Annotated in this window: 17 protein-coding genes; 6 read left to right on the top strand and 11 right to left on the bottom strand. The window is 39.8% G+C overall.

Annotated features, from left to right (window positions below; genetic code table 11):
* Positions 1 to 24: 24 nt before the first annotated feature.
* Complete coding sequence (locus KO530_RS20655) at positions 25 to 630, bottom strand: peroxiredoxin (RefSeq protein ID WP_216050339.1); 606 nt, start codon at positions 628 to 630, stop codon at positions 25 to 27.
* 277 nt (positions 631 to 907) lie between these two features.
* Here KO530_RS20655 and KO530_RS20650 point away from each other — a divergent pair, with 277 nt between their 5' ends.
* Complete coding sequence (locus KO530_RS20650; protein ID WP_216050338.1) at positions 908 to 1,102, top strand: bacterioferritin-associated ferredoxin; 195 nt, start codon at positions 908 to 910, stop codon at positions 1,100 to 1,102.
* Between the two features lie 70 nt (positions 1,103 to 1,172).
* Here the strand turns inward: KO530_RS20650 and KO530_RS20645 are convergent, their stop codons facing one another.
* Complete coding sequence (locus KO530_RS20645; RefSeq protein ID WP_216050337.1) at positions 1,173 to 1,514, bottom strand: Grx4 family monothiol glutaredoxin; 342 nt, start codon at positions 1,512 to 1,514, stop codon at positions 1,173 to 1,175.
* Positions 1,515 to 1,849: 335 nt separating this feature from the next.
* Here KO530_RS20645 and KO530_RS20640 point away from each other — a divergent pair, with 335 nt between their 5' ends.
* Positions 1,850 to 2,431: a superoxide dismutase gene (locus KO530_RS20640; protein WP_216050336.1), complete on the top strand. Its 582-nt coding sequence runs from the start codon at positions 1,850 to 1,852 to the stop codon at positions 2,429 to 2,431.
* Between the two features lie 280 nt (positions 2,432 to 2,711).
* On the opposite strand, the gene KO530_RS20635 is transcribed toward KO530_RS20640, so the two are convergent.
* A complete protein-coding gene (locus tag KO530_RS20635) occupies positions 2,712 to 4,751 on the bottom strand; it encodes an NADPH-dependent 2,4-dienoyl-CoA reductase (RefSeq protein ID WP_216050335.1) in 2,040 nt (679 codons plus the stop codon).
* A 23-nt stretch (positions 4,752 to 4,774) separates the two neighbouring features.
* Complete coding sequence (locus tag KO530_RS20630; protein ID WP_216050334.1) at positions 4,775 to 5,647, bottom strand: crotonase/enoyl-CoA hydratase family protein; 873 nt, start codon at positions 5,645 to 5,647, stop codon at positions 4,775 to 4,777.
* Between the two features lie 191 nt (positions 5,648 to 5,838).
* On the opposite strand from KO530_RS20630, the gene KO530_RS20625 reads away from it, so the two are divergent.
* Entirely contained in the window at positions 5,839 to 6,462 is a 624-nt protein-coding gene (locus tag KO530_RS20625) for a TetR/AcrR family transcriptional regulator (RefSeq protein WP_216050333.1), read from the top strand.
* Here the strand turns inward: KO530_RS20625 and KO530_RS20620 are convergent, their stop codons facing one another.
* Positions 6,463 to 8,088 carry a GMC family oxidoreductase gene (locus KO530_RS20620; protein ID WP_216050438.1) on the bottom strand — a complete coding sequence of 542 codons (1,626 nt, stop codon included), beginning with the start codon at positions 8,086 to 8,088 and terminating at the stop codon, positions 6,463 to 6,465.
* A 233-nt stretch (positions 8,089 to 8,321) separates the two neighbouring features.
* Here KO530_RS20620 and KO530_RS20615 point away from each other — a divergent pair, with 233 nt between their 5' ends.
* Complete coding sequence (locus KO530_RS20615; RefSeq protein ID WP_216050332.1) at positions 8,322 to 9,047, top strand: DUF1439 domain-containing protein; 726 nt, start codon at positions 8,322 to 8,324, stop codon at positions 9,045 to 9,047.
* On the opposite strand, the gene KO530_RS20610 is transcribed toward KO530_RS20615, so the two are convergent.
* Both KO530_RS20610 and KO530_RS20605 read right to left on the bottom strand, forming a co-directional pair.
* Positions 9,044 to 10,543: a wax ester/triacylglycerol synthase domain-containing protein gene (locus KO530_RS20610; RefSeq protein ID WP_216050331.1), complete on the bottom strand. Its 1,500-nt coding sequence runs from the start codon at positions 10,541 to 10,543 to the stop codon at positions 9,044 to 9,046. The two genes, KO530_RS20615 and KO530_RS20610, sit on opposite strands and share 4 nt — an antisense overlap.
* Before the next feature lie 28 nt (positions 10,544 to 10,571).
* Positions 10,572 to 11,222, bottom strand: a complete 651-nt coding sequence (locus tag KO530_RS20605) for a TetR/AcrR family transcriptional regulator (protein ID WP_216050330.1) — start codon at positions 11,220 to 11,222, stop codon at positions 10,572 to 10,574.
* 340 nt (positions 11,223 to 11,562) lie between these two features.
* Here KO530_RS20605 and KO530_RS20600 point away from each other — a divergent pair, with 340 nt between their 5' ends.
* Entirely contained in the window at positions 11,563 to 12,324 is a 762-nt protein-coding gene (locus KO530_RS20600) for a ParA family protein (protein ID WP_436792313.1), read from the top strand.
* Positions 12,325 to 12,342: 18 nt separating this feature from the next.
* Here the strand turns inward: KO530_RS20600 and KO530_RS20595 are convergent, their stop codons facing one another.
* Positions 12,343 to 13,545, bottom strand: coding sequence for a DUF445 domain-containing protein (locus KO530_RS20595; RefSeq protein ID WP_216050328.1), 1,203 nt, complete (start codon positions 13,543 to 13,545; stop codon positions 12,343 to 12,345).
* Positions 13,546 to 13,996: 451 nt separating this feature from the next.
* Between KO530_RS20595 and KO530_RS20590 the strand changes: the two genes are divergently transcribed.
* A complete protein-coding gene (locus tag KO530_RS20590; protein WP_216050327.1) occupies positions 13,997 to 15,484 on the top strand; it encodes a DUF3336 domain-containing protein in 1,488 nt (495 codons plus the stop codon).
* 411 nt (positions 15,485 to 15,895) lie between these two features.
* Here the strand turns inward: KO530_RS20590 and KO530_RS22165 are convergent, their stop codons facing one another.
* The 3 genes from KO530_RS22165 to fadR all read right to left on the bottom strand — a co-directional run bounded on the left by KO530_RS22165 (position 15,896) and on the right by fadR (position 17,862).
* Positions 15,896 to 16,468, bottom strand: a complete 573-nt coding sequence (locus KO530_RS22165) for a hypothetical protein (RefSeq protein WP_216050326.1) — start codon at positions 16,466 to 16,468, stop codon at positions 15,896 to 15,898.
* Between the two features lie 95 nt (positions 16,469 to 16,563).
* A complete protein-coding gene (locus KO530_RS20580; protein WP_216050325.1) occupies positions 16,564 to 16,917 on the bottom strand; it encodes a phasin family protein in 354 nt (117 codons plus the stop codon).
* A 234-nt stretch (positions 16,918 to 17,151) separates the two neighbouring features.
* Positions 17,152 to 17,862, bottom strand: coding sequence for a fatty acid metabolism transcriptional regulator FadR (gene fadR / locus KO530_RS20575; protein WP_216050324.1), 711 nt, complete (start codon positions 17,860 to 17,862; stop codon positions 17,152 to 17,154).
* Positions 17,863 to 17,879 lie beyond the last annotated feature (17 nt).

Raw genomic sequence — 17,879 nt, 5'->3', positions numbered from 1 at the left:
TGACTAATTAACAGCTATTGCTAATTAAAGCGCGTCAGAATTCTCTGCAAGATACTTAGCAACACCTTCTGGAGATGCATCCATACCTTTTTTACCTTCTTGCCAGCCTGCAGGACAAACTTCACCGTGCTCTTCATGGAAGTTCAAAGCATCAACCATGCGCAACATTTCGTCAACGTTACGGCCTAGTGGCAAGTCGTTCACGACTTGGTGACGTACGTTACCTTCAGCATCGATTAAGAAAGAACCACGGAAAGCAACGCCCGCGTCAGGATGCTCTACATCATACGCTTGGCAAATTTCATGTTTAGTATCAGCTACCAAAGTATATTTCACTGGACCAATACCGCCTTCATTAACTGGGGTATTACGCCATGCGTTATGGCTAAATTGTGAATCGATTGAAACACCGATAACTTCTACGCCACGCTTAGTAAATTCTTCATAACGTTTATCAAACGCGATCAACTCTGACGGGCAAACGAAAGTGAAATCTAAAGGATAGAAAAAGATAACGGCTTTTTTACCTTTAATATTTTCGCTAAGGGTGAAACTATCAACAATCTCTCCGCTTCCAAGAACTGCTGCTGCAGTGAAATCTGGTGCTGGACGACCAACTAGTACACTCATTTTTTTCTCCATTTATTAGTGAAAGCATTTATAAACGCAAATGCATGTTCGATTAACGATTTAAAAACCTTGTAAGCACAATATAAGACTAGAATAATAAAACCCAAGGAAAACAATAAACTTTTTTTAATTAAATCGACAAAAAACAGTATTCACGATTCTATCCCCTGCTATCAATCACTTTTTAAAACAATGTATAACAAATAAGCAAATTAGCTATTGAAAAAGATACAAATAACAACTATTATCATTTGCATGAAGATTGAGGTGTAATTAAATGTACGTTTGTTTGTGTCACGGCATTACTGATAAAGCTATTGCAAAAGCTGTCCGCGAGGACGGTATTGGAAGCACTCGAGAATTGCGCGCCAAATTTGGTGTCGGCAGCCAGTGCGGTCGTTGTATACAAATGGCACAAGATATCATTGACACAACTATTATCGATGAAAGCCTGTTCAAAGAAGTCAGTTAAAACAAATTTAAATCACAAAAAAGGAGCATTACGCTCCTTTTTTAGTTTTTAATCTAGCTTAAAATAAAACTTAGCTTTCTTTGTCTTGCTCAGCATTTTTTTCTGCAGTCTGTTTAATCAAAGGCTGCAATTCACCCTGCTGAAACATTTCCATTATAATGTCACACCCGCCAACTAGCTCGCCATCAACCCATAACTGTGGGAATGTTGGCCAATCTGCATATTTTGGTAATTCGGCACGAATGTCAGGGTTTTGCAAAATATCAACATACGCAAATTGCTCTCCACAAGACATTAGGGCTTGAGAAGCCTGTGAAGAAAAACCGCAACTTGGCAGCTTCGGAGACCCTTTCATATACAATAAGATTGGGTTTTCATTAATTTGTTGTTTGATTTTCTCTACAGTGTCCATTTTACCACTCTCTAAATTAAGTTAATTTGAATATGGGTGTTAGTTTACCTGTTTCAAGCGCTGCTTTCCAAAAGGTTTGCTAAATTACGCAGATTTGTCACAATCATTGGAAATACTTGAATAAATGCAAATTCATAAATAATCTAACGACTTCGTAAAAAGTATTTGTAATTCGGGTTGATAATTAGCATCTTATCCCCAGATCATCATTTATAAATCATAGTATTACAGTAGAATGAAAGCCTTTATTGAGGCTTTACATTCTAAAAATTCACGCTAGCATTTAGCCTGAAAGTAATTTAATAACGCTAAGCTCACATTAATGGAGAATTTACATGGCTTTTGAACTACCCCCGTTACCATATGAAAGAAACGCTCTAGAACCGCATATTTCTTCTGAAACTCTTGATTACCACTATGGTAAGCATCACGCTACTTATGTAACTAAACTAAACGGTTTAGTTGAAGGTACTGCAATGGCTGATATGTCATTGGAAGATGTGGTTAAGCAATCAGACGGCGGTGTATTTAACAATGCTGCACAAATCTGGAACCACACATTTTACTGGAATAGCCTAAGCCCTAATGGCGGCGGCGAACCAACTGGTGCGTTAGCTGATGCTATCACTGCCAAATGGGGTTCTTTTGACGACTTCAAAGCAGCCTTCAACGACAAAGCGGTAAATAACTTTGGCTCAAGCTGGACTTGGTTAGTAAAAACTGCTGACGGCAGCCTAGACATCGTTAACACTAGCAATGCTGGTACTCCAATCACTGAAGAAGGTGTAACACCGCTTATCACAGTTGATTTATGGGAACACGCATACTATATCGATTACCGTAATGTTCGTCCTAACTACTTAGGTGGTTTTTGGGCATTAGTTAATTGGGAATTTGCGGCAGCGAATTTCGCATAAGTTTTAGTTTAAAAGCTAAATCAAAAAAACCAGTCAAATGACTGGTTTTTTTATATTCAAAGATAATCTCGGGGCTAAAGCACCCGACTACAAATTTATCGTTAAACCACATTGAATAACAACCTGTAGCACGGCCTTCAGACCGTCGATTTATTGGCTTCATGCAGATCGAAAGCCCCCCCCCCACACAGATTCATCGTTAAACCACATTGAATAACAACCTGTAGCACGGCCTTCAGGCCGTGGATTTAATGGTTTTTACGCAGTTAAAAAACCTCGCCTACAAGGTGGCTGCCAAGCGAGTTCCTTGATTGATAGCGCGTTTTGCGTCTAATTCTGCTGCTACATCTGCGCCACCTATCAAGTGATATGGTTTATTAAGTCCATCGGCTAATTCGCGCAGCGGATCTTGGCCTGCGCAAATAATCACGTTATCGACATCTAAAACTTGAACTTCATCGTTTACTTTAATGTGTAAACCTTGATCATCAATTTTCAAATATTCTACACCGGCTACCATATGCACACCTTTGGCTAACAAACCTGCACGATGAGCCCAACCTGTGGTTTTCCCTAAATTAGCACCGACTTTAGTGGTTTTACGCTGCAGTAAATAGATTTCTCTGCCAGAGGCACTAGGTTGAGGTTTCACTCCCTCTACGCCGGCTCGTGCATTAAAAGTCATGTCGATTCCCCACTCTTTCATAAAAGCAGGAATATTTTGACTGGTAGATTCCCCTTTATGGGCTAAATATTCAGATACATCAAAACCAATGCCACCAGCGCCAATCACCGCTACCGAATTGCCCACCGGTTTCTTATCACGAATAACATCTAAATAACTTAGAACCTTGGAGTGTTCCACACCAGGAATTTGAGGGGTTCTAGGTTTAATACCAGTAGCAATCAATACTTCGTCAAAGTCACCGCTATTTAATAGCTCAGCATCTACCCGAGTATTCAATTTCACCTCAACGTGATGCAGCTCTAATTGTTTTGAAAAGTAGCGAAGGGTTTCATAAAACTCTTCTTTTCCTGGTATTTGTTTAGCAATATTGAACTGCCCGCCAATTTCACTGGCACTATCAAATAAGGTTACCTTATGACCTCGTTGGGCAAGGGAAACTGCAGCTGCCAATCCGGCCGGTCCCGCACCAACAACGGCCATATTTTTAATCACATCTGCTGCGACTATATTAAGCTCAGTTTCATGACACGCTCTAGGGTTTACCAAACAACTTGTATCTTTACCTTCAAATACATGATCTAAGCAGGCTTGGTTACAACCAATACAGGTATTGATTTCATCGGCGCGATTCTCCATGGCTTTGACAACAAAATCGGCATCCGCCAGAAACGGTCTAGCCATAGAAACCATATCCGCATCGCCGCGAGCTAGCACCTCTTCTGCAACCTCGGGCGTATTAATTCGATTAGAAGTAATCACTGGAATATTTAGCGCGCGGCGAAACTTTGCAGTTACCCATGTAAATGCTGCACGAGGAACTTTAGTAGCAATGGTGGGAATTCGCGCTTCATGCCAACCGATACCAGTATTAATGATGGTTGCGCCGGCTTTTTCTACCGCAAGGCCCAACTCCACAACTTCTTCGTAAGTTGAACCACCCTCCACTAAATCGAGCATGGATAGTCGATAAATAATAATAAAGTGTTCACCCACAGCTTCTCTAACACGTCTAACCACCTCAATGGGAAGACGGATTCTATTGCTGTACTCTCCGCCCCACTCATCATCACGGTGATTCGTTCGGCTAGCTATAAATTGATTTAAGAAATAGCCTTCAGAGCCCATTATTTCGACCCCGTCATAACCGGCTTTTTGTGCTTGTTTGGCGGTAAATACAAAGTCGTCGATTTGCTGTTGGATTCCAGCTTCATCTAACGCTTTGGGTTTAAATGGATTAATTGGCGCTTGAACCGCCGAGGGAGCAACGAGCTTGGGATTATACGCATAACGTCCTGTATGCAGTATTTGCATACATATTTTACCGCCTTCAGCGTGCACAGCATCAGTGATAAATTTATGTTCGGCTATACGTTTATCACTATCGAGTAAATTAGTTTTCGCATGGGTTGCTCCTACTTCATTTGGTCCAAACCCGCCGGTAACAATCAAGCCAACACCGCCTTTTGCCCGTTCTCTGAAAAAGGCAGCCATACGAACATGGCCATTTTCGGCCTCTTCAAGCCCCGTATGCATTGAGCCCATGATGACTCGGTTCCTTAGCGATGTGAAACCCAAATCAAGGGGTCTAAATAAATTCGGATAAGGTGCACTAACTTTTAAATCTGCGGTCATTGTTTTTTGGTCCTGTATTAAATTTATTTGTTGGTCATCATCGAGCTTTTATCCAGAAGCTCGGCATATTGCGGCATGCGTTTTTGCTGTTGCGATGCCATGGCTTCTTGAATATCAGGCATTTGGAACATGCCAGACTGCCATGTCGCCATATAGGTAAGACTGTCTTGAACACTGTGATCTCGGGTGTAATTAATCATCTCTTTACATCCGGCAACGGCCATAGGTGAATTCATGGCGATCTTTTGCGCGATTTTCATCACAGCGTCTAGCATCGATTCTTGATCTTCAAATACTTTATTGACAAAACCTTGGGCCATCGCCTCTTCAGCACTCCAATTTCTGCCGGTAAATGCCAGCTCTCTAACTAAACCTTGAGGAATTAAATGCGGTAGACGTTGCAAAGTACCAACATCGGCGGTCATGCCAATTTCAGTTTCTTTGATAGTGAAATAGGTGTCTTGGGTGCAATAACGGCAATCTGCGGCGCAAATCATATCCACAGCGCCACCAATAACCCCACCTTGGGCTGCAACTAATACCGGCATTCTTACTTGCTCAAGGGCATTAAATGAATCTTGCAACTCCAACACTGAACGTCTTAGTCGTTCAGCTCTTCGGGCAGGTTCTCCGCTAAAATCTTTGGCCATTTGGGTAAATACTGACAAATCCATACCCGCACTAAAGTGCTTTCCTAAAGCGGAAATAACAATCACTCTCGCTGCCGACTCATGATCTATTCGTCGGACAGTTTCTGGTAATTCATGCCAAAATTCGGGGATCATGCTGTTAAGTTGCTCTGGTCGAGACAGCTGTATGTGCGCAATATGATTTTCTATTGATACAGTTAACGTGGTTAATTGTGAAAAATCTAAATTTGTATTTGAGTTTTCCAAAACGATTTTCTCCAAGATGGTACACAGGTAATAAGTAAAGCACGCCTACCTAATTGAGGCTGTTTAGTTAGCTTATGCGTACCTATAAATTGGATGAATTCCTCAAAGGAACGCTTAAACTTACCTTATCTAGACAATGTCAAGATAAGGTAAGATGTTGACGCTGTCAAGATCTATGATAAAGTGCACGAATGACCGATAAAAAGCCTCTCAAAGCCCGTTATCACCACGGTGATTTGCGCACAAGCCTTATACTTACCGCCTCCTCAATGCTCAAGGCGCAGGGAGTAGAGAGCTTGTCATTACGTAAACTAGCTGATCAGGTTGGTGTTTCGCGCACAGCGCCTTATCACCATTTCAAAGATAAAAATGAGCTTTTATGCGCGATAGCGGAACAAGGTTTTAGCCATTGGAAGTTACAACTGGATGAAATATTTGAAAATCCGAATTTAAATGAAAGACAGAAATTAAGGGCATTTATTCACGGCTATATTAGTTATGCTGCTGAAAATCCAGAGTTGTATGATTTAATGTTCGGTAGAACAATATGGAAACAAAACAGCGCTACTGATTCGTTGAAAGACATCGCCTACCCAACATTTCAATTTCAAGTGAAAATGACCCGTGATTGGCAACACAAGGGATTATTACCGGCTAGTTTAGATACGCTGCGCTTATCCCAAGTTACTTGGGGGACTATTCATGGTATTGCAAGATTATTAATCGATGGAATTTATGCAAACGCCAGTCATATTGATGAGATGTGTGAAACAGCTTTACAAATGTTTGTATTAAACAGCCAAGATAGTGATTAATTATAGTGACAATTGGTACTGCTGTTTTATCATATCGGCCGCTTTTTCAGCGATCATGATAGTCGGAGCATTGGTGTTACCACCTATTAAACTTGGCATCACTGACGCATCAACCACACGCAGGCCTGTTATTCCCTTCACTTTTAGCTGACTATCTACCACCGTCATGGGATCTTCAGTGTTGCCCATTTTACAAGTACCAATGGGATGATAAATGGTCTCTGCCCGTTTACGTAGATAAGCTAATATTTCTTCATCTGATTGTGCAGCAATACCTGGCCCGATTTCACGGGAACCGTACTGATTAAATTCACTCGTTGCCAATAATTCACGGGCTTTGCGAACGCCATCAATCATTACAGCTATATCATCTGGATGGCTTAAATAATTTGGGTCGATAATCGCCGGAGCCAATGGATCTGATGATGCCAACCTTATTTCACCTACGCTTTTAGGATATAAACAACAAACATGGACACCATAACCATATCCAAAAGCGGTGCTACGACCATGATTCAATAAAATTGCTGGTAAAAAATGATATTGCAGATCGGGACGGTCGGTAGCATATTTGGATTTAGCAAACCCACCTGCCTCGGCAATGTTCGATGTCATTAATCCTTTACGTCCAAATAAATATTGAAATACTGATTTGATATACATAGGTAATGACGGCAGCGCTACAGCGTAACTTTCTCTGGCTTCACATCGCTGCTGGACGATAGCATCCAAATGATCTTGTAAATTCTGCCCGACACCAGGTAAATCAACGTTAACCTTTATGCCATGTTCAGTCAGATGCGCTTTAGGGCCAATTCCAGATAACATGAGTATTTGCGGGCTATTGATAGCTCCGCCACAAAGCAGCACTTCTTGCTTCGCGTTAAGCTGTATCAATTTGTCTTTTAAATGTAATTTAACTCCAGTAGCAACACCATCATCAACAACAATATGTTCCACTTGTGCATGGGTGAGCACGGTTAAGTTAGAGCGTTGTAAAGCTGGTTGCAAATAGCCTTTTGCACTAGAACATCGTTGCCCATTTACTTGAGTTACTTGATAAAAACCTAAACCTTCCCGTTCTTCTCCGTTGAAGTCTTGTAGAATTGGCATGCCCACTTGTGCGGCGCTTTTAACAAAAGATTGGGATAATTTGTTGGTGTGGCGTAGGTCATTAACATGCAACAACCCCTGATTGCCATGATTGTCACTGCCACCGTGTTGTTGCCGTTCAGATTTAATAAAATAAGGTTTAACTGACTGCCAATCCCACCCTTGAGCGCCTTGGGCTTGCCAGTCATCGTAGTCTTTCTGATCACCGCGTATATAACACATTGCGTTTATCGAACTAGAACCGCCTAAGGTTCTACCACGAGGCCAATATAACTCTCGATTGTCTAAGTTAACCTGTGACGCGGTATTATAATTCCAGCCGACATTTTTAATTCTTGAAAGCAATGACAAACCAAAGGGAATATGGATCAAAGGATTGGAGTCTTTTCCACCCGCTTCGAGCAGACAGACCTGAACATTGGGATTTTCACTTAGCCGAGAAGCCAATGTGGATCCAGCCGAACCTGCGCCAATAATAATAAAATCAAATTGGGTCTGTTTTAATTCATGCATGTCGGCTTCTACTTCAAAGGTTTTTTTGTTAGTTACAACTACGAATAAATAGTTACTTAAGTTCACAAAGCTAGTCAACTGCTCTGATGTCATACCAGTCAGTTTACCAAAAAATAAAATGGGTTGTTACTTTAATGTACAAATGAAATGAAATAAATAACGCCAAACTTGACATTAAAAGCCTCTCACCTTCACACTTAGTGCTGGATAATGATGAATAAGTTAACAACTACGTGGCAGAAACACTTAGAAAACGGTTTTCACTAAAACTCAATAAGTTCATTGCTAAATGGATGATCAAGCTAGGCAAAATAAGCCATGTAGATTATACCGTCGAAGAGTTAAATGATTTGGCAAGGCCACATTTTCCGCAACACCTAGACGTCGACGTCCCTGTGGGTAAAGGCACATTTACCATTCTTGAGACAGAAATAGACATTCCACGCAATAGTAATACCGTAAAGGTACAGCTTTATTCAAGCTTAGATATTGATGCGGTTAGCAATCCACTTTATCGCGCGCATTTGCTAATTGTATTGGATATGACACCCAAATATGATGCTGAAAATAAGACTGTGACTATCGACTCACTAGAATTGGATTCAATTAGGTTGATTAATGACGAATATGCGTTACTTAATGATTCGAAGCAACTTCTCGATCTAGTAATGCCTAGAAGCGTACAAAATTTAATATCTGGTACCTTCAAATCGGCTTTAGGCTTAATGACTGCGGGAAGTTCAGATATTGCCTCTGATTACTTGCGATTATATTTATCAGGAAGCAAACAACGGGTATTGGATTACCACAAACCGCAGATTATTAAGTTACTAGATGAAACAAAACACAACCCAGAATTTGTCTATAAACTGGACGAAAACGATTGGCAAGAAGCTTTGTTCATCCAACATGGCCAATCAGTTTGTGTAGAGCAACGTTGTGTCAGGTTTAAATTCTAAGCAGACTTTTTAGCTGTATTTTCTGACTCCAAGTGGTCGTGATCGGCTTCTTCATCATAGACCTCATCATCCACAATCGACAAGTCGGTTTGACGCACACGTTCACCAATATCGTCAATGTTCAAAGACGGATCATCAATACACCTTTCCAACATCTCAAAAGCTTCGGTGAAATAAACAGATAAAGTCTCCAAAGATTTTACGTTTTTATCACAGCAAACAATCCCCACATTTGCAGTTCCTGCATAGGTAATTAAAGTGATATTTACGCCTCCACCAGGGGTCATCGTTGAAATGGGATAACAGGCCAATAATTTGCTGTCTTTTAAATAGCGCACATCTGTTGGGCCAGGCACATTGGAAATTAGAATATTGGCGATAGGACGCACAAAGTCAGACAGCCGCAACATTTCAAATATCAATGAGTAAGACTGTATTAGCACAGTGTAATAACTGAATGCTAAGGGTCTGGAGCGCTTTGCCGCGCGTTTTACAATACGATGATTCTCGATGATTTGGCGCAAGCGTAAATAAGGATCATTTTTACCGTGAGCCAAGCGCACAGGCACGATAGCTATTTTGTTCCCCGCGGCCTGATCACCAGGTTTTCGCAGGTTGATTGGCATATTAGTATAGAGCGCTTTTTTGAAAGTGTGTCCTCTATCCATTAAAAATCGATGAACCCCAATATCAAAACAGCAGAGTAAAATTTCATTGGCAGACGCTCTGGCACGCTTACTCAAACCTCTAACTCGAGCAAAGTTTAAGTCTACCGTGGACACCACTCGACCTTTCTTAACTTGGCCAGTTAATATGGTTTTAGTGCCAGAAAAAGGCAAAGGCATGTAGGTTGAGTTGATGCGGGTTAGCTTCATCAATAGACGCAAAACGATATAGAGTAAGTCAAACACCACCATAAACAGTTCAAATGCGCCACCAAATACTAAGGTGAAAATACCTAGCTTACGGCGTTTGCGGCTTCGTCTTTGTGCCGCCCAAACCGGAATAAATGTTTCCGTGTTCTTTTCCGCCAGATAGCCAGCTTGGAACCAACGAATTAACGTTGCCCCATCACCATACAGATGATGGACTTTGGCATAAATCGCATATTCTTTATTCTTATTGTCAGTAATAAAGTGGTACTGCCAAAGAGGTTTATCACGATCCAGCCATTCTTCATGCAATTTGGCAACAAATTTATGCAGCGCTTCTTTGTCATTAACGTCGTCAACCACATGGTACTTGACGTGATAATCCATATCTAACTTGTCAATTTCATTGAGGCCGATAGGAAAACCCATAAACGTTTTAACCGTGCCATTGAAGGGACTAACGCCTTTATCGAATTGCTTCACCTCATTACACAGGTTTTCAACGTATTGTGGGGAGGCATCTTCTGGCATTTCCAAAAGCTGTAAACTTGCGACATGTTTTGGATTATCTTCAGACTCAGTAATCCAAAATGTTTTGTCGAGAAATGAAAGTTTTTTACTCAATCTCAATATTCCTTAAACGTACGGATTCTTAGGAAACGCCTAACCCACTGACCAAAGTTTGGGTAGCAATTGCTTCTTGTAAATGATGCAATTCCCCAGGTGGCAGGTTTATATAGGGCAATACAGCAAATAGAATGGTCGCTAGTCCCTTATACAAATGCGTCTCATCGCTGATATTTTGACCTTTTAATGCATAATAGTTCGCTGATTGAGTAAAGACTAGACCAACCAGCTCGACAATTTGAATTCCTTGGTGAAAAGTGGCTTTTAAACTGCTATTTTGAATAAACGACTTAATTAATTTTTCTATACTCCTTTCTTGCGAGAGGATAAGCAGTTTGAACTTCTTGGCAACCGTCGGATAATTTTCAGCAAGATTAGCTTGATTATGAAACAGAAATTGAAAATGATGGCCTTTTTCTAAAATTACGTATAGAAAATAAAAAAACTCTTCAATACTTAAATCTTTGTTGGTAGCAGAATTAAATGCTGTATCTATTTGATTTTTATATAAATCAAATAACGCGGCCACTATCATTTCCTTGCCTTTGAAATGATAATATAAATTACCGGGGCTAATATCTAATTCAACCGCAATATCAACACTACTGACATTACTCTCCCCGTGTTGGTTAAATAAATCCAACGAAGTGACTAGTATTTTCTCTGCCGTTTTCATAGTGATCAACCAAAGTTAGTCGAACGATTTACTCTTTCTTGCCAATACGATAATTAAATTACGCTAGGATATGCGGTAGCGTATAAAAATATGACAAAATTAATAATACCCATCATTTCATAACCCGTTGTGAACATACAAGAGCTACGAATGAAATAACGCTTTATTTATTTGTATCATGCTTTCGGTAAATTATGTTTACTTTCTGGTCATTAATATTATTATTTATCCACAGCATAGCAAATATCAAGACTGGTAATTGCGCAGTTCAATAATATAGTAGAGCGAAAATGGTTCCTGTTTCGCCAATCCAAATCCAGAGGCAATCCCATTGATAAGAGTGCTATTTAATAAAAAAGGTGGAGTAGGCAAATCCAGTTTAACCGTCAATCTAGCGGCCATTTCAGCTCACCACGGTTTTAAAACCTTATTGGTAGATTTAGATACCCAATGTAACAGTACAGCCTATCTAGACGCCATTAAAAAAGACGATGATTGCACTATTGCCAATCTATTTGAACAAACCATTACATTTCATTTGCACCGCAAACCAGCGAAGGAATTTTGTCAGCCAACAAAAGTAACAAACTTGGACATTATTGCCGGTTCAGCACGTTTGTCGGAATTAGAAAGTGAATTAGACAGTAGGCATAAAATCTATAAGTTAAAAGAAGCACTAGAAACGCTTAGCACTGAGTATGATCGCATCTACATTGATACCGCGCCCGCGCTTAACTTCTATAGTCTATCAGCTCTCATTGCCGCATCCCGCTGCTTGATACCTATAGATTGTGATGATTTTGCCAGACAAGGCTTGTACAGTTTGCAGCAAAAAATCGCCGAAATAAGAGAAGATCATAACCCTGATTTAGAAATCGAAGGTATTATTGCCAACCAGTTTATGAGTAACGCCAATCTGCCAAAACAAATCATCAATGAATTAATCGAAGAAAATTATCCAGTCTTAGCTGAGTACGTTTCCCAATCAGTTAAAATGCGCGAATCTCATCAGGCTAAGTCCCCACTTATAGAAATGGCCCCAAAACACAAGCTAACCCTATCTCTGGTAGGTATATTTGAATTAATCGAAAAGACCAAATAAGTAGAATCGGAATCTGTATTAAATTAAGTAAAGTTGCATAAATCCGGCAATCATACCCAGCACAGCACCAACCACAATTAATTTCCATTCGTCTGCTTGGTAAGCAGGACGCAATACACCTTCGAACTCTTCTGGGGTTAACAATTGCATTCTAGCGCATAGATCATCGCCAACTCTCAGTGCATCATTGGCATATTCATAGGCGTACTGTAAATATTTATCAGAACTGTCAAAAATCAACTGCACAGCTAACGCTTTCATTCGGTAATACTGCTTAGAGCCAACACCCAACGCAAAATAAGGTTGGGCAATAGCAACATATCGTTCAATAGCATCGTTTACATGTAATTCTATCAGTTCGAGTAACTGCTCTGATCCCGAACCATGGAGCACAATTTCTGTAATATTTTTCGAATTAATAAGCTTTTTTTCAATAATTTCAGAGTAAACTTCTGAGACTTCTTTTTGACGTTTTAAAAACATTCCTTGGAATGTGATTCCAAATAACCGAATTGGTTGTTTAGGCTCGAATATTATCTTAATTGCGATCCAATTGGTTGCATAACCCACAATCAAGCCGCCCAAAGGTAATATCCACCAACTCTGAAACCAATACCAGAAGGCCATAGTGGGTAATCCGAATAAGAAACCGAAATAGAGCCCTGAACGTTCAATAAATGGAAATTCTTTTTCACCAGATTTAAGAAATATTTCGTTGATTAGTTCAGGTTCATTGACTAAATGACTCACCACTAACTCTTTGATATCGAGAATTTCTTCCACATTATGTTGGAAATCATCGATCATTTTAGTGACCATATTAGGAATGTCAGCTTCAACGCGCTTGTAAACCAAATTTTTGGCTTGTACAGGCATGGATGCCCATATTTGAGGAGCAGACTCCTGCATCACTTGATTAATCACTTTGCGCAAAACTTGTTTAAGTCGGCGTTGTATAGAGGCTGTCATTTTGTCAGCCTCAATTCTTCCTGCAAGTTCCTGCACACTGAGCAACTTGCCTAAAACCAGTTCCACTTCAATTTCAGCCATTTCCTGGCGTTTCATAGGAATGAGTCCCTGCCAGCCGAAAAACGGACGGATACCAATAAATTCTATTGGATAAAACATCATTTTGACTGCTAGAAAGTTAGTTGCCCAACCAACAATCCCGCTGGTAATAGGAATCAACAACAGCAAGTAATTTTCTAAAATCCATTGCATAAGTGGCGTGGATGCCTTTAATTTATTAAAAAGGAATAAATAACAATTTAATCCGTGAACTCACTCTACAAAAAAGCAAATTAATAGTCACAGCTAAGTAACGGGCTTACTACCCTACTCCATCAGGCTAAACTTTGCGATTACAATGGTCAATCAAATTTGTGCCATTGACAGCAAATTATACATTCTCAAACAAAATCTCTTTGTAAAATAGTTGAAACGCCCAATTCTACTAAATTGGGTAGCACTTTCTAAAAACTTAAGTTATTAATAATCTCACACTAAAGGATACTATTAATTGGTTAACCATAGTGTTAGCGTTTAGTAATACTAATGTTAACGTTTAGCAACAATAGCGTGGTGTTAAAGATTCGAAAATTAGGGTTTGAATTGAACGAATTTACAGACCCTTATGTTTAAAAGTTGTATTTAATTAAACTAGGTGGTCCAAATGGCGTACCGTAATTCGCTTACTGATTTAGAAGCTGCAATTAATCATGCAGATAGTTATGAAGAATATAAGGAAGCTTGCCAAGAACATGATGAATTGTCTGGCGCGGAAGAATGGAAGGCAAAGGATACCTGTAAGGAATATGACTATCGTCTAATTCGTAAACGGGTTCAACGAATTAAGTTGGCGCGTTCTCGTGGTGATGCATTAGGCTTGATGTCCATTTTACACGAAGGTATTCATGGCAATTTAGGCAATATTGCTAATCCTGCGATGAAAAACCACAGTAAAATAGGTACCAAGTATTTAATTCAAGAATTTATCGATCAAGTATGTGAGTCATTAGATTTTATATACCATGCAAACGAGTCTGAAATCGACTTTTACGAAAAATTGTCATTTTTTGATGAAACAGCCCATGCCTTTGGCAAAAGTTGCTTGATGTTAAGCGGCGGTGCTGGGCTTGGATTTTTTCATGGTGGTGTCGTTAAATCACTTACTGAGCATGACTTGCTGCCAGATGTAATTTCAGGCGCTAGCGCCGGATCTATCATCGCAAGTCTTATTGCCACCCGTACCAACGAAGAACTCAAAGTCGCCTTAGAGCCACAAAATATCTACGAAAATTTTAGTAATTGGAGAATTTGGCAAGGTTTTGGTCAAAATAGTTTAATGGATAGCACCAACTTAGAAAATGCATTCATTGAACTCTTTGATTTGATGACATTTGAAGAAGCTTTCAAGAAAACTGGACGACATGTGACTGTTACCGTGTCGCCATCTGATTTGCACCAGTATTCACGTTTGCTCAATGCTAAAACGTCACCTAACGCAATTATTACCCAAGCGGTTAGAGCATCATGTGCCATTCCATTGGTATTTAGTCCAGTGCAATTAAAAGCGAAACAAGCAGATGGCAAGATTGTTCCATACATACCTAACCGACGTTTTGCAGATGGCTCATTGATGGCTGACATGCCATTTAAACAACTCGCCCGCTTATATGGGGTAAACCATAGTATTGTTAGTCAAACTAATCCCTTAGCCGTACCTTTTTTATCTCGGGACAAAAAAGATAGTCGAGGAATAGGAGCCTTAACTTGGCGCCACTTAGCTAACATTACCAAATTGAATAGTATTTACGCATTTGATGTTTTAGAAGGTATGACTTCTCATAAAGGCGCAAAACTGGGAATACACAAGTTGCGTTCAATCATAGATCAGCAGTATGTAGGTGATATCAATATTTTACCTAAACGAGGATTCGCAAGTTTAAAACATATCTTAGCCAATCCGTCGTTACGCAGTATTGAAAAACTAATTTCAAGTGCAGAAAGAGCAACCTGGCCACAAATAGATCGGATCAAACGTGATACCCAAATTAGCAAAACATTCGGGAAATACTTGAAGTTGCTTAAAGCCAGAGAAGAACGAGTATTGACTCAACACAATGGATTGAGCTTAGTCAACAACTCTAAATCGGCGTAAACACAGTGGTAGAAGGAAGAACAAAACAGTTGTTCGCGGATTATGGCTGAAAGAATGTAAAAATTTGGCACATTTGAACTCTCATTTGTGCCAAGTAAATTCTGTTGCAAACAGCATAGGTGTTTAATCGCAAATGCATTTGTATGTGGAATGAGTAACAAGAAAGCGAGAAAATGCGCTTAAGTACAACATGTCGTCAGCACTTCTTTAAAAAGCCACTAGTCAGCTTTGGTGGTAAAGACAATGCCGCTTATACAACGCGTATGTCCTATACAAAGACATCAAATTCAACTGAGCAGTGTGTAAGACCCAGTGCAAATCACCACAACGCCAACTCATCTCAACTTGTCGCAAGTTTGTTATAATCTGGCGTTATAGATTGATGGTCATCAAGACCGAGTAGTTATTCTACTATTCTTTATCTGCAGCCGGCTTTTTAGCTGCTGGTTTACGAGTTCTTGTCGTCGTTGACGTTGTCTTTGCTGGCGTTTTAGCTGCATCTGAGGCAGGTTTAGCACTAGCAGTCTTTTTAACGGCAGGTTTACGTGTAGTAGCAGTTTTAGCGGCAGTTGTCTTAGTGCTCGCTTTAGCAGCAGGTGTTGCCGTTGATTTTGCAGCACTTTGTTCAGCTGCTTTTTTCTGAGCAAGTTTTGCGACAACATCAATTAGGTTATCAACTTTGTTAGAGAGTATTTCTAGTTGAATTTCGCGACTATGACTTTGCATGCCCAATTTCGCCTTGAACATATCAATTTTGCTTTTTAACATCGACTTCCCCTTAAATATTGGGCTGTGTTCTAGTTTAGCTTTGATTTCCGCTTCTACCGATTCACCGCGTATAATCAGGTCCTGTACTAAAGCATTGCCGTCTGTATAGAGTTTGTCCAGTGCATCTGTGGATTTATTTAAACTTTCCCCATATGCGCCAACACTAGCTAACCAGGATTTACGCCCAGTTTCTTCAACAGATTTTATCGCTTTCATAACTCCCCCGACTTAATTATCCAAGTACATATATAAAGTGTTCAGGTACTGTAGACCTTAATTAAGGCCTACAGACAATCCTGAACTTGATAACATTACTTAGCAGCTAATTTTGCAACAGCGTCAGTTAATGCATCAATTTTTGCAGAAAGTTCTTCTACTTTGTCTTCTGAACTTGAAGAATCTAAACCTAGTTTTTTACGAACTTCAGTTACACGTTCTTCAACATTAGTTTTAGCTTTGATTTTAGCTTTAGCTTCAGTTTCTAAAACTTCACCTTTTTCAACTAACTCTTCAAATACTTTACCTGCTTCAGATGTCAACTTCTCATATTGACCTTGAGCTTCATCGAAACTCTTACCGTAAGCACCTAAACCAGCTAACCAGATTTTACGTGCAAAATCTTCAGCGTCTGAAACTTTACTTTTGATTGCGTCTAATTTAGTCATGATTATTTCCTCGATTTGTTGACTGTGAACAAGATTAACGATCTAAATTAGAAAGCGCATACTAAAGTCCTAAAATAATAAAAATTAATTTAGGACTTTAATGCAAAGCATTGATTTATGGTGTTTTTAAATTACCAAGTGAAGTCATAAAGGTTTACATTTTATGCAAACTTTTGCCAACTAGATAACGCGGTGATTTGAATGTCTAATAACAGAGGTTACAAAAAAATTGATTTAATCGACTAAGTCATTGGGCATTTCAGCACGAATTTCATGCCAAATTTTGCCAGACTCGATACCATACTCACGAACGACAGAAGCAACTCCTGCAAAATCACCAGTATCGGCCAACTCCATCAACTTTTGATAATAGTTGCGAGATAACTCTCGGGATTTGGGACAAGAAAAATAGTAGCCTCCAATTCGCGAGTATAGACCTCTAAAACCATTCATCATTAACACATATACTTTATTACCAGAGGCAAACGCCATGTCGTGATTAATGCGATAGTCATACAAAGCAAATGCGGCACCATCTTCAGGAATGTCTGGGAAGCCTTTGAGGATTTCCTTAACTCGCTGTGCATCATTTTTAATTGCACCACGAATAAACACAGCGCTTAAATTTGTTCTCGCGGCTAATAAGTGATCGACTAACTCAGAAATCCCGTCTTGGTCTAATCGAGCCAATGTTTCAAGGATGTTTAGACCTGAGGTTTCCCAAAAATTATTTACTTTAGTCGGTTTACCATGTTGAATTGTCAGCCAGCCATCTCGAGCTAGTCTTTGCAATACTTCACGTAACGTTGTGCGAGTCACACCAATAAGTTCTGACAACTCTCTTTCTGCTGGTAAGATCGTCCCAGGCGGAAATCGTCCACTCCATATTGACTCAACAATATATTCTTCTGCAAATCCAGCTGGACTTTGTGCCTTGTAAATCATGCAACGGCTCTCTTATT

This window comes from Aliiglaciecola lipolytica (assembly GCF_018860635.1).
Lineage (GTDB): Bacteria > Pseudomonadota > Gammaproteobacteria > Enterobacterales > Alteromonadaceae > Aliiglaciecola > Aliiglaciecola lipolytica_A.
The sequence above is the reverse complement of the archived record's forward strand: the minus strand, read 5'-3'. Positions and strand labels throughout refer to the sequence as shown.